The 22,500-nt window shown below is 47.4% G+C and carries 19 protein-coding genes and 2 tRNA genes; 10 read left to right on the forward strand and 11 right to left on the reverse strand.

The genetic code is table 11. The features are described from left to right. The first annotated feature begins 56 nt into the window (after nt 1-56). Complete coding sequence (locus SCIP_RS00645; protein ID WP_006292562.1) at nt 57-491, forward strand: hypothetical protein; 435 nt, start codon at nt 57-59, stop codon at nt 489-491. Nucleotides 492-494: 3 nt separating this feature from the next. Continuing rightward, nucleotides 495-2,243: an ABC1 kinase family protein gene (locus tag SCIP_RS00650; protein ID WP_006292563.1), complete on the forward strand. Its 1,749-nt coding sequence runs from the start codon at nt 495-497 to the stop codon at nt 2,241-2,243. A gap of 136 nt (nt 2,244-2,379) precedes the next feature. On the opposite strand, the gene SCIP_RS00655 is transcribed toward SCIP_RS00650, so the two are convergent. Continuing rightward, the gene (locus SCIP_RS00655) at nt 2,380-2,931 is read right to left on the reverse strand and encodes an NADPH-dependent FMN reductase (RefSeq protein ID WP_006292564.1); all 552 of its coding nucleotides are present in this window, start codon (nt 2,929-2,931) and stop codon (nt 2,380-2,382) included. Between the two features lie 287 nt (nt 2,932-3,218). Between SCIP_RS00655 and SCIP_RS00660 the strand changes: the two genes are divergently transcribed. Further along, nucleotides 3,219-3,941 carry an HAD family hydrolase gene (locus SCIP_RS00660; protein WP_231287943.1) on the forward strand — a complete coding sequence of 241 codons (723 nt, stop codon included), beginning with the start codon at nt 3,219-3,221 and terminating at the stop codon, nt 3,939-3,941. Between the two features lie 234 nt (nt 3,942-4,175). On the opposite strand, the gene SCIP_RS00665 is transcribed toward SCIP_RS00660, so the two are convergent. Beyond that, nucleotides 4,176-4,248: transfer RNA gene (locus SCIP_RS00665), tRNA-Ala, on the reverse strand. A gap of 25 nt (nt 4,249-4,273) precedes the next feature. Then, a tRNA-Ile gene (locus tag SCIP_RS00670) sits at nt 4,274-4,347 on the reverse strand. Between the two features lie 208 nt (nt 4,348-4,555). Here SCIP_RS00670 and SCIP_RS00675 point away from each other — a divergent pair. Further along, the gene (locus tag SCIP_RS00675) at nt 4,556-5,281 is read left to right on the forward strand and encodes a M48 family metallopeptidase (RefSeq protein ID WP_006292566.1); all 726 of its coding nucleotides are present in this window, start codon (nt 4,556-4,558) and stop codon (nt 5,279-5,281) included. A gap of 23 nt (nt 5,282-5,304) precedes the next feature. On the opposite strand, the gene SCIP_RS00680 is transcribed toward SCIP_RS00675, so the two are convergent. The 4 genes from SCIP_RS00680 to SCIP_RS00695 all read right to left on the reverse strand — a co-directional run bounded on the left by SCIP_RS00680 (nt 5,305) and on the right by SCIP_RS00695 (nt 9,042). Continuing rightward, nucleotides 5,305-6,246, reverse strand: coding sequence for an SPFH domain-containing protein (locus SCIP_RS00680; protein ID WP_006292567.1), 942 nt, complete (start codon nt 6,244-6,246; stop codon nt 5,305-5,307). Between the two features lie 115 nt (nt 6,247-6,361). Next, on the reverse strand, nt 6,362-6,841 hold the full coding sequence (locus tag SCIP_RS00685; RefSeq protein ID WP_006292569.1) for a Dps family protein: 480 nt from the start codon (nt 6,839-6,841) through the stop codon (nt 6,362-6,364). 115 nt (nt 6,842-6,956) lie between these two features. Beyond that, entirely contained in the window at nt 6,957-8,306 is a 1,350-nt protein-coding gene (locus SCIP_RS00690) for a hemolysin family protein (protein WP_006292571.1), read from the reverse strand. Nucleotides 8,307-8,328: 22 nt separating this feature from the next. Further along, nucleotides 8,329-9,042, reverse strand: a complete 714-nt coding sequence (locus SCIP_RS00695; RefSeq protein WP_006292572.1) for a carbonic anhydrase — start codon at nt 9,040-9,042, stop codon at nt 8,329-8,331. Between the two features lie 155 nt (nt 9,043-9,197). Here SCIP_RS00695 and SCIP_RS00700 point away from each other — a divergent pair, with 155 nt between their 5' ends. The 5 genes from SCIP_RS00700 (at nt 9,198) to SCIP_RS08020 (ending at nt 12,906) form a co-directional block, all read left to right on the forward strand. Further along, on the forward strand, nt 9,198-9,833 hold the full coding sequence (locus tag SCIP_RS00700) for an Mbeg1-like protein (RefSeq protein WP_040590399.1): 636 nt from the start codon (nt 9,198-9,200) through the stop codon (nt 9,831-9,833). Nucleotides 9,834-9,890: 57 nt separating this feature from the next. Beyond that, a complete protein-coding gene (locus tag SCIP_RS08120; RefSeq protein ID WP_196792684.1) occupies nt 9,891-10,073 on the forward strand; it encodes a hypothetical protein in 183 nt (60 codons plus the stop codon). 750 nt (nt 10,074-10,823) lie between these two features. After that, on the forward strand, nt 10,824-11,486 hold the full coding sequence (locus SCIP_RS00710; RefSeq protein WP_040590402.1) for an HD domain-containing protein: 663 nt from the start codon (nt 10,824-10,826) through the stop codon (nt 11,484-11,486). A gap of 280 nt (nt 11,487-11,766) precedes the next feature. Beyond that, nucleotides 11,767-12,723 carry an IS30 family transposase gene (locus SCIP_RS00715; protein ID WP_006292575.1) on the forward strand — a complete coding sequence of 319 codons (957 nt, stop codon included), beginning with the start codon at nt 11,767-11,769 and terminating at the stop codon, nt 12,721-12,723. 27 nt (nt 12,724-12,750) lie between these two features. Then, nucleotides 12,751-12,906 carry a hypothetical protein gene (locus SCIP_RS08020; protein WP_006292576.1) on the forward strand — a complete coding sequence of 52 codons (156 nt, stop codon included), beginning with the start codon at nt 12,751-12,753 and terminating at the stop codon, nt 12,904-12,906. A gap of 193 nt (nt 12,907-13,099) precedes the next feature. Here SCIP_RS08020 and SCIP_RS00720 read toward each other — a convergent pair whose 3' ends face one another. Next, nucleotides 13,100-13,594, reverse strand: a complete 495-nt coding sequence (locus SCIP_RS00720; protein WP_006292577.1) for an inorganic diphosphatase — start codon at nt 13,592-13,594, stop codon at nt 13,100-13,102. Between the two features lie 180 nt (nt 13,595-13,774). After that, nucleotides 13,775-16,111: a maltotransferase domain-containing protein gene (locus SCIP_RS00725; RefSeq protein ID WP_006292578.1), complete on the reverse strand. Its 2,337-nt coding sequence runs from the start codon at nt 16,109-16,111 to the stop codon at nt 13,775-13,777. A 280-nt stretch (nt 16,112-16,391) separates the two neighbouring features. Here SCIP_RS00725 and SCIP_RS00730 point away from each other — a divergent pair, with 280 nt between their 5' ends. Next, nucleotides 16,392-18,818, forward strand: coding sequence for a cell wall anchor protein (locus SCIP_RS00730; RefSeq protein WP_115672860.1), 2,427 nt, complete (start codon nt 16,392-16,394; stop codon nt 18,816-18,818). Nucleotides 18,819-18,839: 21 nt separating this feature from the next. On the opposite strand, the gene nrdG is transcribed toward SCIP_RS00730, so the two are convergent. Next, nucleotides 18,840-19,709: an anaerobic ribonucleoside-triphosphate reductase activating protein gene (gene nrdG, locus SCIP_RS00735; protein ID WP_081442789.1), complete on the reverse strand. Its 870-nt coding sequence runs from the start codon at nt 19,707-19,709 to the stop codon at nt 18,840-18,842. 178 nt (nt 19,710-19,887) lie between these two features. Next, complete coding sequence (nrdD, locus tag SCIP_RS00740; RefSeq protein ID WP_006292581.1) at nt 19,888-22,284, reverse strand: anaerobic ribonucleoside-triphosphate reductase; 2,397 nt, start codon at nt 22,282-22,284, stop codon at nt 19,888-19,890. Nucleotides 22,285-22,500 lie beyond the last annotated feature (216 nt).

The raw sequence follows: 22,500 nt of genomic DNA on the forward strand, positions 1-22,500 counted from the left end.
GCGGGGGAGTAAACCCGCAGGAAAAAAGCCTAAGATGATAGCCGAAGGAGGCAATTATGGCAGACGTGAATCTTGATTCCCTCGCTCAGGGTGCCCGTGATATTTTCTTAGCGGGAGTCGGCCTAGCGGCTACGGGAGTGGACAAGAGTAAGGAAATTATTGATGCTCTGGTGAAAAAAGGTGAAATTACGGTAGAGCAGGGGAAAAATCTGAATACGGAGCTGTCCCGCAAAGCAAAAGACAAGGCAACAGATGCTATTTCTGATGCCCAGGATCGCCTTCTGCGGGTACGGCTGGCTGCCATGAGTGATCAAGAGCGGCAGGAATATGTTGCTAAGGTATCCCGTCTTGCTGTGGATCTGAGTAAAAAGAAAGATTCTCAGGAATCTGCCGACAATAAAGAATCCGGCCGTCAGGCAGCTGATGGAAAGACAACAGATAAGGCTCATGACTCTGCTACTGATGATCAGGCAGCAGGAGCAGATAAGTAAAAGATGACTTCCGAGCAGTTAGATTCTCAGCAGCCTTCTGATTCTGCTGATGCCGGGCAGACGGATGCTCAGATGGCGGATAAGCCGGTTTCGGATGATCAGGCAGCAGACATATCGTCCGCTGCCTGGTCTCAGAACCGCCGTCAGGGAAGAGCCAAAAGGCTGGCGCAAATCGCGGGAATAACTCATAAGTATGATATTCCCCGAAGTATGACTCCGGCTAAACTCCGCATGGCTCTGGAAGAGTTGGGCCCTACCTTCGTTAAAGTAGGGCAGATTCTTTCCATGCGATCAGAAATTCTTTCCGAGGAATACTGCAATGAATTGGCTAAGCTGAAATCTGATGCCGATCCTATGCCCTTTAATCTGGTGAAGGCCACAGTGGAGCATGAGTATCACTGCCCGATAGACAAGGTATTTTCTTTTATTGACCCCCAACCTTTAGGATCTGCTTCTCTGGCTCAGGTGCACAGGGCGACTTTGATTACAGGGGAAGATGTTGCCATTAAAGTCCAGCGGCCTGGTGTAAAGGAGACCATGGCCCAGGATATTGAGATCATTCGTTTTGTCGCTAATGCTGCGACGAAAATAGCCTCTCAGAACAGTCAGATTATTGATTTTATGGGTGTGGTAGATGAGCTCTGGGAAACTTTCCAGTCGGAAACCGATTTTACAGTAGAAGCGAAAAATCTCCAGGAGTTCAAAGCCTTCGCTAATGATTATGCTTATATGGACTGCCCTCGTCCCTACATGCACCTGTGTACCCAGCACATTGTGGTCATGGATTATATTGATGGCATTCCTATTTCTGATTTCGCAGCTCTGCGAAAAGAGGGGTATGATCTTGAAGAAATCGGCACCAAACTGGTGGATAATTATGCCACTCAAGTTCTCGATAAAGGTTTTTTCCATGCCGATCCCCATTCAGGCAATATCATCATTCGTGGCGGTCAGATAGTTCTGATTGATTTGGGCATGGTAGGCCGTATCAGTTCAGAGATGCGGTCCATTCTTAGACAGATGATTTTTGCTGTTCCTCGCAAGGATTCGGTGACCTTGGAGGAGGGTCTGCTGCGTCTGGCTGATATTTCTTCCAGCGGTCAGCAGGTGGATAATGCTGCTTTGCTGGCAGATATTGATCTAATCATCTCTGATTTTGGGACTGTTGATTTAAATGATCTAGATATAGGCAAATTCATTATGTCTATGATGCAGTTGGCGTCTCGCAACAAGCTTAAACTTCCTGGCTCCATCACCACAGTTGCCCGTAGTCTGGTGACTCTGGAAGGACTAGTGAATCAGCTGATGCCTCAGGCAAACATTATTGATATTATTACGTCCCATGTGATTTCTTCAGTGAAGCCAGCAGACTATGTGAAACAGGAAGCCACAAAGCTTGGTCTGGAGTCGCAGACTGCTCTTTATGGGGCTTTGAACGCCATGACAGAGGCGGGAACCGCTGCCCGCATGCTGACTCGGGGACAGCTGAAAACTAATCTGGAATTGGTCGGCTCAGAGGAACCTCTGCGACAGTTGTCTTTCATGGTCGATCGCCTGACTATTGCCTTAATTGTTGTGGGCCTTTATGTAGGTTCTTCCATTGTCTACTTTGCCCGTATTAAGCCCGTGGTCTTCGGCATACCTGTCATTGGATTTATGGGATATATTGTTGCTTTTGTTCTTTCCTGCTGGATTGTTATTGATATTATGCGCAAAAACAGAGATTTAAAGCGGAAAGGGAAGACTAAGTAGAATAAGTAGAACAAAAATAGCCCAGAGTGGCACACAGCCTGGTGCTGTAGCTGTTTTTCTATTCTTCCAGTCTTCTATTCTTCCAGGCTGTGGCTATTAACTATTGAATGAGCATTGTATGGCTATTGCAGCTTGTTTACTGAGCGATGAAATCAAGGAAAGCTGCAGCCTGATCAGCAACAGCCTTCTTGTCACTGTCGCTTAATATCAGGTTCCCGGTCTGCCATGATTCCCCGCTGAGGGCAATACCGGCAACAGGATCAGCCATAACCTTCATGCCAATAAATTCGCCCAGCTCTTTAGCCTTTTCAATTACTGCGGCGCCGGCAGTATTGCCAGCTGCGGAACTGATAGTTAGTTTGGCTCCCTGGGTGGAAGCGCTTTCCATGACACCCTGCTCGGTGGCACGGGACATCCAGTCAAGCAGATTCTTCACGAGGCCAGGGTAGGAATCGTTGTACTGGGGGGTCACTACCCAAATGCCATCAGCGGCATCAAAAGCTGCTCGGGCTTCCTGCACAGATTCCGGAGCGGGGAATTCCTCATCTTGGTTGAAAAGAGGCACATTCCTATAATCCAGGAAGCTTACCTCTGCTCGGTCTCCAATTTCTTTGACAATGGCGTCAGCCAGCTGACGATTGTAAGAATTCGTGCGGTTGGAACCAACAACCATGAGGATCTTTGCCATGGGGATCTCCTTTACAGATCAAAATAAGTAAGATTGTGTTTGCGGCTGCGAGCGGCCGGTCAAGCCGGGCCGATCCATATGAGGCAACAAAGGGAAGGAAGCATTATTCCATTTTTCGCTGTGACCTAGCCCACAGACAGATTCTCCTCCTATTCTGTAGTGTCCTATTCTGTAGTGCCCTGTAGAATCAAGGCGAAAGGAAACTGGCTGCCTATCATTCGTTTCCCTCGGATGTCTTCCCAGTGATTCACTGCGGGCAGCTTTCCCTGATCACTTCCAGGAGGATTATGGTGGAAATGGCACAGTATGGCCCTCAGGCCGTCTTCTTCGATATGGATGGAACCATCATCAATTCTGAACCTTTGTGGGCTCAGTCGGAGCGAGCCATCATGAAGAAGTATGACATTGCCTGGCCGGCCGGTCTGTCCGCCAGACTTCAAGGCACTTCTCTGGCGTATGTGGCTCAGGCTCTCATTAATCTGGGACTTCCCCTCAGTCAGGAGGAGACCATTGATGCCATGGTATCTTATGTGCATCAGCGGGAAGCAGTTCAACTTCCCTGGATTGACGGTGCCCAGGAGTTTATTGGCAGAATTCATCAGGCTGGGATTCCTTGTCTTTTGGTGACCGGCTCTCCCAGAATTTTGGTTGAAAACCTGGTTTCTCAGACACCGGAGGGCACTTTTGCCGGTTTCATTTGTGATGATTCCCTGCCTGATAACCGGAAGAAGCCTCTGCCAGATCCTTATTTTGCTGCAGCAAGTCTGCTGGGGATTGACCCTGAGGATAAGAAAAGTATGGGCCGCTGCCTGATTTTTGAAGATTCTGCTCCTGGTCTCAAATCCGCCAGTCAGACCGGAGCCGTTGTGGTCAGGAAAATTGGGGAGACTAGCACAGCCTTTGCTGAAGAAGGGGGACAATTTATGTCTGTCAGCAGTTTTGAGGGGATGAGTGTGGATGATACAGCCCTGATTATGCGTGAAGCCCATGAAGCTGGTTACGTTCATTAAGTGGTTGGTTGGTGATCCGGTCTGAATCTTCCTACCCCGTCCGTAGCCGAAAAACCTGGCATATTATCGTCTCATGGTACCCTACTTTTTACCCCACATGTTCAGCATGCTTGAACATGTTTCTGCACGTTTTAATCTTTGATGCCTATAGGAAAAAGATGCTCACAATGGTGGAATATAACCGAGAAAAGCATAAAATTGGCTTTTAAAGCAGGCTCGTATAAAACCTTTGAGTGGAGGTAAGGGGACTCGAACCCCTGACCCTCTGCTTGCAAAGCAGATGCGCTACCAGCTGCGCCATACCCCCAAGGATTTGCTATTACTCAGCAAAGTGGGCCCAGGAGGACTTGAACCTCCGACCTCATCCTTATCAGGGATGCGCTCTAACCAGCTGAGCTATGGGCCCATCTATGCGATTATAGGGATTAATCCGGCTATCACCGCACAAAGAGTCATACTACAACCACCTCTGGAACAGGTCAACTCCATTCGTAGTCGCGGTGTGTCACAATAAAAGCATGATATGGGGGCACGGGAATCACCAAAATTGGGATAGAAATCGGAAGTCTGAGCTGCAATCTGGCCAAAAACGAGGCGGAGAGTCTGGTAAAAGAGTGGAATCTGATCCGACGTTTACCCTTAAGACTCGCGATGGTAGTGACGGCCTGACCCATCGTGACAGTCTTACAAGCAGCATGGGTCTCGAAGATCGTGAGGGGCTTAAAGGGATTGAGGGACTTGAGGGCCAAGAAATCAGTCTCATCCGCCGTGCTGGTAATAAGAATATGTATCTGAGGGTCAAGCCTCCCCTGGGCCGTATTGTAGTAACTGCCCCTCTCAGAGCTTCTGAAGATTCCATCCGAGAATTTATCAGCCTGCATCAAGCCTGGATTGATAAGCAGATGGCTCTTTTTCACCAGGCGCAGACTCGTGATCCAAGCCGGGGGGATGATTGTGGATTTGCTGGAGAACCTTACCCTTGTCTTCTTCCTGTCAGTCAATGGGACTCAGAGGAAAAGGAAACTGCCAGGCAGCGCCTGGCTCCCATAATTGACTACTATCTGACTGCCTATACAGCTCTGCTGGGTCGAGCCCCTTCAACTGTTACCCTGCGTCTGATGACATCGAGGTGGGGATCTTGCACTCCGACGACAGGGAGAATCCGTTTCAACCTTGCCCTGTCTGTCCTTCCCAACGATCTGATTGAGTATGTGGTGGTGCATGAGCTGACCCACTTGTATGAAAAAGGCCACGGAGAAGGTTTCCGTGGCCGTATGAACAGATATCTGCCCGATTGGAGGAGAAGGAGACGAGAGCTTAATCGCTGTATCCTTTACTAGCACCTCCTGTTTAAGAGTCAGTTTTACCGGGCTGAGCTGCCAGTATCACTGCCGCCTAAAGTGGTGGTATTCTGCGCTTCCTGAGCAGAAACCATGGAGTTGGTCATCTGGGTAAAGAGTTCTCCGTAACCTCCGGGAGTAGATGCAGGCAGGACAACAGTCTTGGCATTCTTGGATTCGGACAGGGATCGCATCACATCAAGATACTGATTGAACAAAACCACATTATTGACCTCATCGATATTCATGCCCACAGCCTGCAGGCTCTTGATTTGGTCAACAATACCATTGGCAATCTCACGTCGGTAGTTCGCCTGTCCTTCACCCTGGAGGCGGGTCCGCTCAGCTTCCGCAGCTGCCTGAGTCTCAATGGCAATACGATTGGCTTCTGCCCGTTCGCGGGTAGCCTCTTTTTCCCTCTGAGCTGCGTTGATAGAATCCATGGCAGCCTTCACCTGGTTGGAAGGATCGATAGAGGTGATCAGGGTTTTGACAACAGTAAAGCCAAAACGAGCCATTTCGGCCCCCACTGTTTTTTGAACATCAGAGGCAACATCATCCTTGCGGGCAAAAGCATCGTCAAGGGTCAGCATAGGAATAGCGCTCCTTAAAGCATCTTCCATGTAGGAACGCAGCTGTCCGGCAGGGTCTTGCAGCTCATAATAGGCTTTAGCAACATTCTGAGCTTCAACCCGGAACTGAGTAGAGACCACAACGGTTACGAAAACGTTATCCAAGGTTTTGGTTTCTACCTTGACCATGAGTTGATTGACTCTGAGGCTGGTCTTGGTGGCAATCCGGTCGACAAAAGGGACTTTCACATGGATACCGGCACCACTGACCTTTAGAAACTTACCGAAGCGCTCAATAATGTAGGCTCTTTGTTGGGGAACAACGTACAGTCCTGATAAAAAGACCCACAAAACAAGAACAAGAATAATAATTAGAGTTACGAGGCCGCCCATAGAAACTCCTTTTTCTCAGTTTTAGCGGTTGTTTTTAGTATACAAAAAGCCTTGTAGAAATACAAGATATATTCCTACAAGGCCTATTGGAGAGAATCTCTCTTTGCGCCAGACTTTATGCCAGATGGGCACGCATGAACCAGAGGAACTTTTCCAGGGCCTGAACGTGGTCCTGAATTATGTTGGAACTAATCACATCGAGCTGGTCCAATTCTGCGATAGCTTTGCGGTCATTTTCGATGAAGGAGACATAATAAGTAATCAATGCCTGCAAATAATCGGCAGTATCCAGAGAACCTTTGGCATTGAAGGTTTCCCAGGTGCGATTTGCTACAATACCGTCGGCCCGTCCATCTGACCAGCCTCCCAGCTGTGAGATGCGCTCGGCTGTTTCATCTGCCTGTCCCAGGACAGAATCAACTTCTGGATCCAGCATTTCATGCACGGCAATAAAGTTCTTACCCTTCATATTCCAGTGTGCATGCTTGAGGATAAGGCCTGCTTCCTGCTCCTGGCTGAGACGATTCTGCAAAATAGCAATAATCTTCTGGCTGGTCTCTTCATCCAAGCCTGGATTTGTATAATTAAGTTCCATGCTAAACCTCCGTATATTCTTATTCTCCGGATTGTATTGGTTGCAGTAAGGACAACCAGATGTCACAGAAGGGAATTCCGGTTCAGCCGGTCGAATTCCTCTTTTGTTGGATAGATCACATTTTAGAACGGCGGATCTGAATGGTTTGAATACGGCGATCATCCATGGCTGTAATGGTCATGGTAAATCCGCTGTTTCCGGAAGCAGAGGGGTCTGTTTCGGCCGTATCATGGGCATCCCGATCTGGACCAGATATCTGCAGTTCCTGGCCAACATAGCCGAGTTGGCCACTGTGAGCCTGCATATATCCGGCCAGGGTTTCATAGGGTCCGTCCTCCAGCTCGATCCCGGAAATATCGGCAAAGTCTTCTAGGGTCATTCCTCCCTCAACATCCAAAGCCCCATCTTTGAATGCGGTAGCCGGTTTTCCCTGTTCCCGATCCGGCAAATCATACTCATCCCGAATATCGCCCACCAGTTCTTCGGTCATATCTTCCAAAGTAACAATACCGTCGGTGCCGCCGTACTCATCAATAACAATTGCCAGATGAATTCCCCGCTTGCGCAGAAGACTTATGGAGGGAAGTATCTTTGACGTGCCGGGAAGGCTAATTCCTTCTCTGACCACATCAGCAACTGTACGGGCATGAGGGTCACGGACATCCAAAAGATCGCGGACATGGACAAAGCCCAAAACGTCATCAAAGTCCTTACCGGTGACAGGGTAGCGGGAGTAAGGCATATCGCGTACAAACTGAGCCGCCTGGTCTAGGGGTGTATCGCCGCTGAGGAAGGTAACATCAGCCCTGGGCCGCATAACCTCGGCTACAATTGTCTCTGATGCATCAAAAACATCATCCAGAATGACCCGTTCATCTTTTCCTAGTTGCTGATTAGAAGATACCAGAACCCGCAGCTCATCATCGCTGACTTCACTCTCTGTTTCATTGGGGTCAAAGCCTAAGATACGGACTAGGCCGTTGACGTTCTTGCTCAGCAGCCAGATTAAGGGGGCGCAGGCAGTAGCTATAGCATCAACTGCCGGAACCACGGCGCGGGCGATTCTCACAGGCTGTTGGAGGGCAATACGTTTAGGGGTCAGCTCAGAAATAACAATGGAAAAGTAGGAAATCAGAATGGTCAAAACAACCATTGACAGGCCGCTGGCAAAACCGGAAGGCATTCTCCAGCGGACAAACACGGGAGTCAGGTAGGGAGCGATGGCATTCGCTCCAAAGGATGCTGACAGGAAGCCAGCTAGGGTGACGCCTAATTGAACGGTAGACAGAAACCTGTTAGGATCCCGGGCTACTTTAGCCACTCTGGCCCCGCGCTCATCCTGCTGCTCTAGCTGCTCAATCTGTGAAGCCCTGAGGGAAATGAGAGCCATCTCGGTGCCCGAGAAAATCGAGCCAACCAGCATAAATATGATGATGAAAATAATGTCAAGCCATAAAGAAGACATGTTTATTCCTTATGCAGCCAATCTAGAAGCTGAGAACTTCTACCAGGCCGTTTGTCATAACATAGCGGGCACCGATAATCTTCAATTTTTCTTGAGACAGGGCCTGGCGGATCACCTCAGACTGATCAACCAGACGCTCGATCTGCATGGAAATGTGAATGCGTTCAATATCATTGGGATTGGTGATTTCTGCTTTATGCGCAATTTCAATGGTTTTTAAGGCCTGCTTCATAGTGAACGGCATGGAAGAGGTGGCTTTATCGGTTCCGATGGAAGCAGCCGCCGCAGTGTCCTGAGGGTCCTGTGATACTGCATCATCCTTTTGCACTGATGCTGCGGCTTCCTGCAGAATGGAGCAGCCCTGGTGAGTTAAAACTACAATGATGCTCACATGAAGATGATCAACTGCATATTCCAGTGATTCCAGCCCGGCCTGATCGATGGTTGCTCCTGCAGTACGCACGGTAAAAAGATCGCCAAGCCCCTGATCAAAAATGATTTCTGCGGGGACCCGAGAATCAGAGCAGGTAAGGATTGCTGCCTGAGGATTTTGCCCCTGTAGTAAGGATCGCCTGGTTTCTGCGTCTTGCCAGGGGTGTTCGCTGGTTCCCTGGGCAAAGCGTTTGTTGCCTTGAAGCATACGGGTCCAGGTCCCGTTGGCTCGATTTTCCTCATTCATCTCAGAAAGGGCAGTAGTGTCTTCCCGTGAGTTTGCATTGTCTATCTGTGAAGTCATATCTCTATTATGAAGCAAGATAACGATGTCTTTACAAATCGTTGAAATTAGGCAGGTGAATGCAGATTTTTGCTTAACTACTTGTTATAATTAAACCGACTCCGGGTGTTAAGCTGACTCAGAGTATTAACTGCAATAAAATAGGAGCTACCTGCGTGTATCACAATAACCTTTCTGACTACATATGGTGGTGTGGTACTGTAACTTTTGATAAAAGTCCGCTTAATCTTTTTGACGGCATGGTCTTTTCTCAATTAGCATACGCGAATATTGAAGACCTTCCGATGAGTGATAAAAAAGAAATGACATTGCGCGAGCTTCATTCACGGCTTTATCAGACCGGTAAATTTAAAAACACCGGACTTGGAAATGCTGCTGAGGCGGAACGTTTTTTTGACCTGGTTTGCAGAAGCAAGCGCTTTTCGGGGGTTGTCCTGGAAAATTGGCAAACCACTTTCAGCTCGGAAGAGGATGAACAGTTTGTAGCAATGGCCTTCAGAACGCAGGCTAGTGAAGCTGATGAGGCTAGTGAGGCGAAGGAGGAAGGAGCACCAGTTCGATACCTTGCTTTTCGCGGAACAGATGATTCTGTTGTTGGCTGGAAAGAAGATTTCATGATCAGCTTCAGCGTAACGTCTGCTCAGAAAAAAGCATTGAAATATTTACATGATGCCCTCAGATACAATGGGTTGTACTATGTGGGAGGTCATTCCAAGGGAGCGAATCTGGCACTCTATTCAACATGTTTATGCGATGATGAGGATCGGGCACAAATTCTGAAGCCTATTTGAGTAACAATCATACGAAACTAGCAGAAGAAATTTGTGAACGAAACGGAGTTGATTTTGATGTCATCGTTGGACAAATATAAACCACTCAATGTTCCTGATAAATTCAATCGTCCTCTTCAAGCAAGGAGCTACCCAGTTGGTTATGAAGAACTCTACCTATCGTTTTACGATTTTGAACTGGTCAAAGATTTGATTGATTATTGGGGACTCTTATATTATCAACCTAAGAAGGATTCTTGAAGTATGCAGAACAATTTAGAAAACAATCCTTTAAAGGTGAAAACCACTCCGATAAAATACGATTAAAAAGGCGACTAGACAAGAAGCTAGACAGCCTTTTTTGAGGAGTTAAAAACAAAACTATTAAAAAAGATGAGTCAAAACGCTTGCTGGATGGCATTCAAACAGACGGGCTATACTCGATTGGTACTATAAAAATGAAATGGAATATAAAGTCGAATTAAATAGTCTGGACAATTTCAAGCCTAGTCAGGTGCACGCAATACATTAACAACTGTCCGTGAGCGGGGGGATATGGACAGACTAATCTCACTTGGTGGAGATATTTTTTCAGGAAGTATCCCACAGAAACAGAAATCAATGATTGGCTTTAGTTTGATTTATCGATTCCTTGGTTATTATGATTTGATAGAAGATGACGTATGAGAGTTGTAAAGAAAATTTACGAGGGAATCTCCTTCTTTCCTGATAAAAACGAATTCTGGAATCTCTACATTATCCTAATAAAGGAAAAAGAGTTTTTTTCTTAGACACTTTTGCGCGGGAAGCTGCTAACCTTGATTATCCTGCTCACTACTGATGTGGTCTGGTTTTTGTTCTTAGTGAATTCTCATTTTATGTGGGTGAAAGGATATATTAGGAACCAAGCAAGGATTGGAACTTAACTTCTTTATTTTGTTTTTAATTGCTGTTATTATATTAACACTTTACTTTGTAACACCAAAAAATACATTAAGGAGCTAGATATATATGAGTATGAATGATATAAAATTGTTTTCTAAGAAAAATATGGCCTATGATCCAACCGGCCATGATTATTTACATGCGCAAAGAGTTGCAGAAACAGCTACAAAAATCTATAGAGCGGATTATGACTCAAAAATAACAGCCGAGGGCCTTTACATTGTCGAAGCTGCCAGTTATTTACATGATACCATAGATGAGAAAATTACAATGAATATGAATACTCGGCTAAAAGAAGTGCAGGCTTTACTCGAAAAAGAAAACATCTCAACTAAGGCTAACAATGACATTTGGAACATTATTCAACATATGTCGTATTCTAAAAACATTGAACATCACTATCGGCTTTCTGACGAAGGTAAATGCGTCCAAGATGCTGATAGGATTGACGCTTTAGGCGCGATTGGAATTGCGCGCGCATTTGCCTATGGCGGCCATGCTGGTCAGGAAATATATAATCCCCGCATATTAGTCATGAAATTTAAGAATCATGATGATTACCGTAAGCACAAAGGAACGACCATTAATCACTTTTATGAAAAACTACTAAAGTTGGCGGGCTTAATGAATACAAGAACTGGAAAGGAGGAAGCGCAACGACGAACGCAATATATGTATGACTTTTTAACCGAGTTCAAAATAGAAACGGGGGCTGAAAATGAGGCATAATGACTATCTATTAGATAAACACTATTTTGAAAAAGTTACCGCACTCTTTGATAAAGGCCAAAAAAGCCTCAAAAAATTATAGTTGTCGAACATGCTGTGATTAACAGCTTAAGTTTTATGAACTATTTATGTGATCATTATCAAGTGTTCTTTATCCCCAAACCGAAAAGTATTGACCAAAAAGTTTTGAAATCCTGGTTTGTCAGTTTAGGTTAGATAGAGATCATGTGTGTTAGGTTCGAGTAAAAATCCATTCTTTAATCGAAGAAAGCTAACACGCATGGCGTATACACACCTTATCATGACTGAGTTAGCAATGATAGAAGCCTACTGGAATGCGCGTGTTCCTGTTACCCTCATTGCTCACCATCTGAAACGCTGCCGGCAAACTATTTATACCGTCATCTCCCGTTTCAAGAACGGTTCCACTGCGTACACGTATTACCAGCAGTATCAAGCAAACAAAAAGAAGTGTGGCAGAAAACTCCTGAAGATACATCCCCATCATTACGAAATGATAGTAGACCTTTTACACAAGGGATGGAGTTTCGATGTGATCACCGGAGTCTTGAACAAAGAGTTACCCTATTCTGCAAGCACGTTGTATAGGCGTGCTCAGGATGGCGTGTTTGATAAGACTACTCTTCCATGGAAAGGTAAACGCCACCGTAACGGTGTCAAAGATAAGCGTGGTGGACGCTACATTTTCCGTAGACATCTTCAAGAACGCGGTCAGCTCTTTCCCCATTATCGTAACGAGTTCGGTCACTTGGAAGGCGATACTATCGTGGGAGCTCACCACAAAAGTTGTATCCTTACCCTAGGAGAAAGACAGTCGAAAGCTATTATCGCATTAGAAACACAAGGAAGAACCGCCTGTGATATGGAGCATGCTTTAGATACGTGGATGACCGGGCTGCCTCGTCATATATTTAAGTCTATGACATGTGATTGTGGTAAAGAACTCTCGAACTGGAAAACTGTTCCCAATAAGCATAATATTGATATTTTCTTCGCAGACCCAGGATGCCCAGGACAGCGTGGATTAAACAAGAACTCAAACGGGCTCTTACGCCGTGATGGGTTGACTAAAAGGAAAGATTTCACAGGCCTATCACAAGCTTTTATTAGTAGCGTGACTCACTACCGTAATAGTATTCCTCGTAAGAGTCTAAACTATAAAACACCAATACAAGTATCAACCGAATACCCAACACACACGTCTAACTTAAACTGACAAATCAAGAATATTAATGATGCCTTTATGGCTAGTTCTGCTATTTTTGCTGTGATGGACGGCCTGCAGCTCCAATGGTTGTTAGATAGGAAGAATGTCAAATTAGCTGATTACACAGAGTACGCTATTACTGCAATTGTCCGTTCTGTCATTCCTCTCAACGGTGAATCTTCCACTTTGTGAGTCTTTCGCCTTTGAGCCTTCCGTTTTGGTACTATGTGTAAACAGGTTTCTTTGCTAGGCGAAGGTAAAAATTAGGGGGACAGTTCTGTTGAATTGCCCCCCATCATGTTTTGCTTCTTGCAAAATCAGGCAGTATTTTCAGTTGCACCTAGTCGGGTTCTGCTCTCTGCCTTAACGAATTCCTTAACGAATTCTATTTTTCTGACTCAGCAAGGCGCTTGCGGGCTGCGACAATTTCTTCCTCAGCCTTGGCAGCATTAGTCCAGTATGAGCCGGGCTTAACTTCCTTGCCAGGCTCTAAAGCCTTGTATTGATTGAAGAAATGATCAATTTCATCTTTGTGAAAATCAGAAACGTCATTGATGTCTTTAATGTTGTCAAAACGGACATCGGCGGGTACGCACAGAACCTTGTCATCGCCGCCAGCTTCGTCAACCATGTGGTACAGACCAACAGCGCGGCATTCCACTGTGCAGCCGGGGAAGACCGGCTCAGGGAGCATGACCAGGGCATCCAGAGGATCTCCATCTTCGCCCAGGGTGCCGTCAATATATCCATAGTTATCGGGATAAACCATGGAAGTGAACAAGATGCGGTCCAGCTTAATACGGCCAGTCTCATGGTCAACTTCGTACTTGTTATGAGAGCCCTGGGGGATCTCCACCAAAACATCAAATGTCTCTGCCATTTTTACTCCTTTGATAGTTGCTTCTGGTGCGGCTTCAAGCGCAGGCAATACAACATGCTTGGTGCATAATGCAAGGCAATGTTTGCCGGCACTTTCCGCCCTAATTATACGGTATTGAGCGGATTGCTTATTGGTGATTGCAAATAAATTAACTCCTGACAATCCTCATGTGACACAATCCTAGCGTTTGCTCTTCCGGGGAGCAGGGGCATCCTGCTGCCGGACTGTGAGAACATGGGCAACATCAGCCCAGGGCGCTAGAGAAACGTAATTGTCATAGCTCCAGGTGAAGTTGCGACCGGTAAGTTCATCATGAACCCGGATTTCGCTTCCCTGCAGACCCAATGCCGATGGTTCAATATGAACACTGCCCTGCTGAGCATTGTGCCCATCCAAATTGACCACTACAATCACCGTATCTGCTGTGCCGTTTTCTGACAGGTTCGCTGGCAGGTGTCGGTAAAAGGCAACCAGAGCAGGATTGGCTGTGGGTAAAACATGCAAATCATGATAAGTCCGTGTTGCTGGATGGGCATTGCGAATCTGATTGAGCCTGGTCAAAAGCTCGCTAATTCCATAATCATCTGCCTTTTGCCAGTCACGAATCTTGATTTCATATTTTTCGTTGTCGTTGGGCTCTTCAAACTGACCGCACTGAACATTTTCAATTAGCTCATACCCGTTATAAATACCCCAGCTGGGACTTCCCAGAGCGGCAAGTACAGCACGCACAGCATGCCCGGCAATTCCGTTGTCTCTCAGATAAGCAGTAAGAATATCGGGAGTAGTGGGCCAGAAAGTATTGTGCTGGAAGAACGCTTGGTTGCTGTTTGTCTCAGCCAGATACTCGTTCAGCTCTTCGCTGGTATTGCGCCAGGGGAAGTAGCAGTGAGATTGGGTAAAGCCTGCAAAGCTTAAGGACCGCATCATGGCCGGGCGCGTAAAAGCTTCAGCCAGGAAGAGGACCTCAGGATGTTTCTTGGTTACAGCAGTAATGACATCCTGCCAGAACCGCACCGGTTTAGTATGCGGATTATCAACGCGGAAAATTGTCACTCCCTTACTAATCCACAAAAGGAGTATTCTTTCAACTTCCTTTTCTATCCCACGCATATCTTTTTCAAAATCAATAGGATAAATATCCTGATATTTCTTGGGAGGATTCTCAGCAAAGGCAATAGTGCCATCAGGCTTGATCTTGAACCATTCTGGATGCTGTTTCACCCAGGGATGATCAGGGGAACATTGGAGGGCAAAATCAAGGGCAATTTCCAACCCCAGCTTATGGGCATAAGCAACAAAATTCTCGAAGTCCTCCATGGTCCCTAAGAGAGGATCAACTGTATCGTGTCCGCCCAGCTGACTGCCAATGCCGAAAGGAGAGCCTGGATCATCTTCAGTAGCAGTCAAGGCGTTGTTCTTACCCTTGCGGTTGGTAACCCCAATGGGGAAGATAGGAGGGAGATATACAATGGAAAATCCCTCAGCTTTGGCTCTGTCTAGACCGGTTAGGGCTGTTCTGAGATTCCCCTGAACAATTTTTCCTGTTTTGTCATCTACATAAGCGCCTTCTGATCGGGGGAAGAACTGATACCAGGAAGCAAAGCTGGAATGCGGACGTTCAACCATAAAGTTCACAGGGTTAGATTCGCTGATCCCTTCCCGTAAGGGTTTATGGTCATGGAGGGCATGGAGATCACTGTTGTCGGCTGCTGCCAAGCGGTCATCATACGTCATGGTGTCATCATCGATGAGGGCAATGGCTAAGCGGAGAGTTTTCTTCTCTGCGACAGTCAGGTGGGCGTCTTTGCTAGCAGCCCAGCGTTTAAGGATTTCCTGTCCTTCATCGAGAACATTCTCCTGGTCATCATGGGCAGCGATTTTAATCCGGGCATCATGCAGCCAGGTTGCATAGGTATCCTGCCAACCTTCAACCACCAGCTTCCAGATTCCTAACCGTCGCTGCACAGCAGCGAAGCCTTCCTCCCAAGGAAGTGCTAATTCTGCCTTTCCCATGCGAACAGTACCATTCCACTGATCCAGCCCTGCAACAGTGCAGGTTAAGGGAACTCTTTGGAAGAGAGCACCGGTTTTGGTGTAAACAACGGCGCTGGCTCCCACACGTGTCCGCCCCTCAATAAAAACATTGGCCTGAACATCAACCAATTCGCCAATCTCAACTCGGGGAAGGAAACCATTGCTTGTCTGGGGAGAAACGTTAATAACATTGACCCGGCCAAACTCCTGGGGATTTTTCCGGTCGAAGGGGGAAGCGGCAGCTGATTTCTTGCTCTTGCCAGTCTTTGAGCTTTTCAGACCGCTTTTCCCGCCGTTTTTCCTGCTGCTTTTTAAGCTTTCCGTGGTGCTCCCGGCTCGTGAGATTGACTTTTTGGCACCAGTGTGTGCTGCAGAGACTGGTTGAGTGTGGGACTGGGCTTTACGCGCTCTCGTCCTCTTTTTTACTCCTGCTTCTGCAGGTGATTCCCTCTCAGACTGAGATTGTGCTGTCGCTGCCATAATCTCCCTTTCACTAAAAATCGCATTACTTGCGTACTTCCTATCTTACTCATTGGAGAAACATCAGGAATCATATACTTATGTTATTTGCTGCCCGGTGCTTAACTTTATAACATTCTTGCCTTCTCCTTGCAAGATTGCGATGAAGCGTGTTTTCCACATTCGACCACATTGGTATTTTTTCTTCCGAAAAATTTTCTTCCCTGTCATAGTGGATGCAGAGTCTGGAACAAGCCAGACTCACATCTATAGAATGCTGCGGTTGCAACGAAGGAGAAAAATGATAAAAAACTACAGACACTCTTTGCAGTCTCATAACCTGCAGATGCGCCTCTGGCGGGATTGGTCGCTATACCAGCAGAAATTAAAGACACTGCTCGCTGCTGTAATAGCACTGATCATTGCTTCGTCTATGCTGGCGGTAGCTTTGACTGCCAGTCCCGGAAAGGCTTATGCCCAGAGTGGTACTTTGACCAAACCGTCGGATAAATTCTATCTGGTCAGTACTATTGACGGACTGCCTTATTACCTGGGGGTTATTGCCCGGGATGCTCAGGGTAGAAATGCTTATTGTATTGAAACCGGCGTGCATGAAGGGTTTTCTTACACGGATAGTAAGGAGCAGAAAGACAGTCCCGATTCTAGAAAGATTGCTTACTTGGCCCACAAATACCAAGACAAGGCTGATCCTGTTATTCACGCGGCAATCGCAGCCCTTATCAAAGATCGGTTTGAATCACGGGATAAGGGGCTGTGGGCTCATCGCCGGGCATATTTTCTGAAAGACCATCCTGCCGTTGCTCCTATGATGACAAAACTGTGGGATGAGGCTGAGAAGGCCAACCCATCTCATTTCACAGTGAATAACACCTATACTGAAGCTCATAGGCGAGGAGTTTTCCATGCTCAGATTCTTTCCTCCAGTGGTCAGGCTCTTGCGGGTCTTCCGCTTACTGTGACTCTGAAAGGACCAGGAGTTTTTGATAAAACAGGCAAGAAAACAATTACTGTAACTACCCAGTCGCACCCTCTTGATATTACCTGGACAGCAGATGGTGATGGCCAGGTATCTGTTTCAGCTCAAGCGCGCACAGGCAGTCTGGAAAGGCTGAGCAGCGATCAAGATTACCTGCGGACTGGGAAAGGGGTAGAAGCAACCTTTGCCGGGATAACCTTCAGCGCTCGCAAATCTTTCATGCCGGAAATCAGTACCAAAACCCAGTCGCGGACACTTGATGAAGGTATGCACGCTGTTGATATGGTGACCATAAAGACACCTTCCGGTGAGTCCTGGCCGCGAGGTCTGGAGTTGAAGGCTTCAGGTTACTATTTCGACCGACTTCATCAGGCTGATCTTAAAAGGATCATCTCTCCGGCTGTTGGTCAGAGCGGGAAGGATTTTCTTCTTCAGCTGGAACAGAAGGGGTTTAAACCCAGCGGGTACGGGAAAGCGACTTTTACCGAATCTCATCAGAAGGAGACCGTCACGGCAACTCTTCGGCCTGATGGTAGTGGCCAGGCGTATCAGGCCCGGCATGACGGAAGCTTTGGCACCTGGGTGTGGATTATTGCCCGGGCTGATCAGACTGTCGATGGACAAAGTTATCTGCAGGCTGATTTAGTGTCTGATTTTTTGGAGCCGCAGGAGACTGTTTCTATGCGGAACAGAGTCTCGGTGGAATCGACAGTGGCAGAACACACAGCTTTGACCGGCAGCACTTTGACTGATTCGATTACGATTGCTGGTTTCCCGTCTGACCATGGTTCTTATTCCGGAGATTCTGTCTTGGGCTATAGTGCAGATAATAAATATGCTCAGGTATACCTTTACTGGTCTGGCAATAGGTCCGATCAGAAAAATGACAGTGCTTATAAACCTCAGGGACTGACTCTTCCTCAGCGTGATTCTCACCATGAACTGGTGGGAAGTTGGACTTATCCGGCTCGTAATGGCCAGGTTCGGGTAGGAGGCGGGGCTCCAGATGCTTATGGCAAGCCCGTTTTCATAAACGCCACAAAACACGGTTATTACGTTTTTGTCTATGTTTTCAAAGGAGACAGCAGGGTTATGCCTGCCCAGTCAGCTTATGGTGACGAGTGGGAAATGACCAGGGTCTTTGACCATGACAAGCCGTCAGATCATGCCACCATTAATACCTGGGTCAGTAAAGAGACAGTTCAGCCAGGGGAGAACTTCCATGATACTGCTCAGGTAAGAGGGACTTTTAAAGATGATTCTTATGTAACGTTTACCGTTTATGATGCTGTTCCAGGTTCCCCCTCTGTATCTGCTCGCAAGCTGCTGGATGAGATAAAGGTGCCACTGAACCTTCAATCCTGCACCAGTGCAGATAAGACTGGGATCCGCACTTGTACGGTTGTCAGCCCCCAAGTCAGGACTGCCACTGCTGGAATCGTTTATTGGAAGGCAACCCTGTGGACTGCTCAAGGGCATATTATTGTTTCTCATGTTCTTGGAGCCCGGCATGAGCAGACGACTGTCAGGCCTACACCTCACAAGCCTGTTCAGCCTGGTCGGCCTCATAAACCTGCCCTGCCTCAGGCTCATCCTCTTAGGCATATTAAACCTGCTCTAGCTCAAACCGGTAGTCAAGTATCTGGAGCAGCTGTGATTGCTGTCTTATTGGTTTGCTTTGCCGGCTTGGCCTTCTATATTGGTTTTATGCTCTATAAGGATCAAAACTGACGAAAAAAAGAGGTAACTGTTTTACCCGTTTTCCCTATCGTCGGCTATGGAGCGGTCCTTCCCGTACATCTCAGGGATGAATCGCTCCTGATCATGGATTTTGTCCCACAGGGTGACTTTTCCGCTTTCCAGACTTCGAGGAACATCAATAATTCGTTGATTGCTGGATCCCCTGAACTGGAGGAGGGAATCATGAAGTGTTTTGATATATCGCCCGTCAACAAGAATGTCAACATTCTTTAGGAGGTCCAGTTTGTCCTCTGTCTCACCTGGACGCATCAATTCTTCCCAGGTATATCCTGTCCAGCACCAGATGTCCTTGTTATGGCCGAATTCCTTACGAATACGGTTGGTCAGCTTAAGGAGCATAGGAGTATTAAGCAAGGGTTCGCCGCCCAAAAGGGTCAGTCCCTGCACATAATCCAGAGAGAGATCTTTGATAATCTGATCTTCCAATTCTTGAGAATATTCATGTCCTGCAAGGAAGTCCCAAATGGAAGAGTTGTAGCATTCATCGCAGTGGAAGGGGCAGCCGCTGACATATAGGGAGCAGCGAATGCCTTCACCATCAGTCACAACAAACCTTTTATAATCGGCAATCATGTTGCGGCTCATGGATCGTCCATCCCATTGGCCTGCTTTAGGGTTGTTGGTTAGATTGCTGGGAACGCTGGGGCCTCTTCCGGTCTCTCCCTTGGCAAAATCGCGGTGGGCGCTCTTCCTGGTTCGAGTCTTACCGGAGGCGGTTGCAGTGGCCTCTGCCAGAGCTGTTTCGGCAGAGGCAGTCCCGGCAGGAACAGGCCTTGCGGTTGCGGAGGAAGCCGCTGAAGCTGTCCCTTCCACTGTGCTGCTGGTGTTGCGAGGTTTAGTTTTCCTGAATCCATCTTTCATATGCAGCTTCTTTCCGGGATAAACAGGGTGGCTGGAGATCCCCAGCCAGGGATTTTTAGTGGATTTTCTGAGTTATAAATGGTTTGAGGCGACCCGAAAGGAGCCGCCTCACATGAGATTGTATTTTTAAATTTTAGGGGTTAGGAGGATGACCATGAGTCATCGAGCTGGGGCCGCTTTACTTAGCGTCGTCCCACCATTCCTTAACGGTGCCGTTAGCCAGGGTAACATGGCCGGTTTCGCCCGCCATATGCTTGACGCGGTGAGCAATCTCCTCATGACGGCCATGAACCATGGGGCGCTGAACGGGGTTACCCAGGTAACCGCAGGTGCGCTTGGTAACATTGCACTTCTCAGGATCAGAGTTGCCGCACTCGGGGCACTTGAATCCGTTTTCAGTTGGTTCAAAGTCTCCTTCGAAGCCGCACTCGAAGCAGTGATCGATAGGGGTGTTAGTCCCCAGGTAACCAATACCGATGTTGTGGGCATAATCCCAGACAGCTTCCAGAGCCTTAGGATTCTGCTGAAGCGACGGGAACTCACAGTAGTTGATGAAACCACCGTTTGCCAGGTAAGGGAAGTCGCGCTCGTAGGAAAGTTTTTCCATAGGAGTGGGGCGGAGCCAGACTGGATAGTGGAAGGAGTTGGTGTAGAAGTCATGATCGGTGACACCCTCCACAATACCGAACTTTTCCTTATCCATACGTGCAAAACGGTCGGTCAGACTCTCTGCAGGAGTGGAGTAGACGGAGTAGTGGTAACCTTCTTCCTTGTCCCACTGAACACAAAGGTTATGCATGCGGCGAACGATCTCCAGAGCAAACTCTTTTCCTTCTGGATCCCAGGAGTGATCAGTCATCCAGTCCTTACCATAGAACATGGCTGTAGCTTCATAGAGACCAATATATCCCAGGGAGATGGTGGAACGGCTGCGGTTAAAGAGGGTATCGACATTATCCGTTGGCTTCAAACGGCCAAAAGCACCATGCTCAAAGAGGGTAGGAGCATTGATGGGGGTAGCTTCCTTGCAACGCTTGATGCGGAACTGCAGGGCTTCATGAGCTACTTCCATCCGTTGATCGAAGATCTTCCAGAAACGTTCTTTATCTCCGTGGGATTCCAGGGCGATGCGGGGAATGTTCACAGAAACAACTCCAAGATTCATGCGAGAGTCTTCAACGTCTTCGCCAGTTTCCGGGTCAGTCCAGTTATTGAGGAAGGAGCGGCAGCCCATGGGAGCTTTGAAGGATCCAGTAATCTTGACAATATTTTCATAGAAAACAATGTCGGGATACATGCGCTTGGTAGCACACTCCAGGGCCATCTGCTTCATGTCGTAGTTAGGAGTCCCGGGCTTATCATTCAGGCCATGCTTAACGGTGTAGACCAGCTTGGGGAAAATGGCTGTGTGCCTATCCTTGCCCAGTCCACGGATCCGAATCAGGAAGATAGCACGCTGAATTTCGCGGGCGAACCAATCGGTGCCCAGGCCAAAGCCAACAGTCACAAAAGGAGTCTGACCATTGCTGACCCGATTGGAGTTAATCTGATACTCCATAGTTTGCATAGCATCGTAGATGTTCTTACGGGTCATAATCTTGGCGTAGACTTCGCGCACCTGCTCCAGGGGATCGGCATCCTCGTGGAAAGGCTCATCCATGGGCAGAGGCTGACGGTTCTCAAAGTGCAGCCACTTTGGCTCACGGTCTTTGAAACCCTGAACAACAGTCCGGGCAAGATTAATGTCTTCACCTTCGGGGAAGAGAGCCCGGGCAGTGTCAAGATTCTTGTTGTAATCAAGCTTAGCGTACTCGGCCAGCATCTCATCTGCCCGGTTCACAGTCTGACCACCGTACTGGCTGCCGGCAATGTCCTTAATAATCTGGGTAATCTGGGTGGCAGCAGTACCAATAGATTTAGGGGAATCCATCATGGCATTGCCCAGCTCAAAGCCGTTCCTCAGCATGTCGCCAAAATCAGGCAGAGAGCAGTTAGTCATAGGCGTAAAAGGAGAATAATCGGCATCGTGGAAGTGGATATCGCCCTTGATGTGGGCATTCGCCACATCTGCAGGAAGCATGTTCATAGCGGAAGCCTTGCTGACAGTTCCAGCAAGCAGATCGCGCTGTGTAGCATAAACGTTGCTGTCCTTGTTGGCGTTTTCCCGAACCAGGCTCTCATCCTTGTTGACCAGCTTCTTGATGGCTTCATTGACGTCGGAGGCCTTGGCGCGTTTGATATCCTTATCCAGACGATAGGAGGTGTAAGCCTTGGCAATGTCATAGAGATGCTCATTAACCAGCTCGTGCTCTACCAGGCTCTGAATATCATCAATCCGAACAGGACCGTTGTAACGGCCGGTGATAGAGGAGGCTACGCGCTGAGTCATCTGCTCAATCAGACGGACTTCTTCAGGGCCAACTTCTTCATCAACAGCTTTAAAAGCAGCTTCGATAGCATGGATGATGTTGACAGAGTCAAAAGGAACAACGCGGCCATCTCGTTTTTCTACCTTGACGGAGTCAATTCCTGCCTGGTCCTTGACTTCTGACTTCTCGACTACGAGTTGTTCCATAGCCTATCCTTTCATCGTATTCTGGAGTATTCCTGGTTTGTTAGTGATACCGGTTACACGAATGCTTACATTCAATGCTTACATTCGTGTAACTTAATGTACTAGTTATGATGATACACGGTCTCGACACGACATGCGGACGTGTTTCTTGCCATGGCTCACTATATGTAGTATGGGTAAAAAGTTGATGACAAAGGTGTAATTTGAATGATTCCA

The sequence above is a fragment of the Scardovia inopinata JCM 12537 genome (assembly GCF_001042695.1).
Lineage (GTDB): Bacteria > Actinomycetota > Actinomycetes > Actinomycetales > Bifidobacteriaceae > Scardovia > Scardovia inopinata.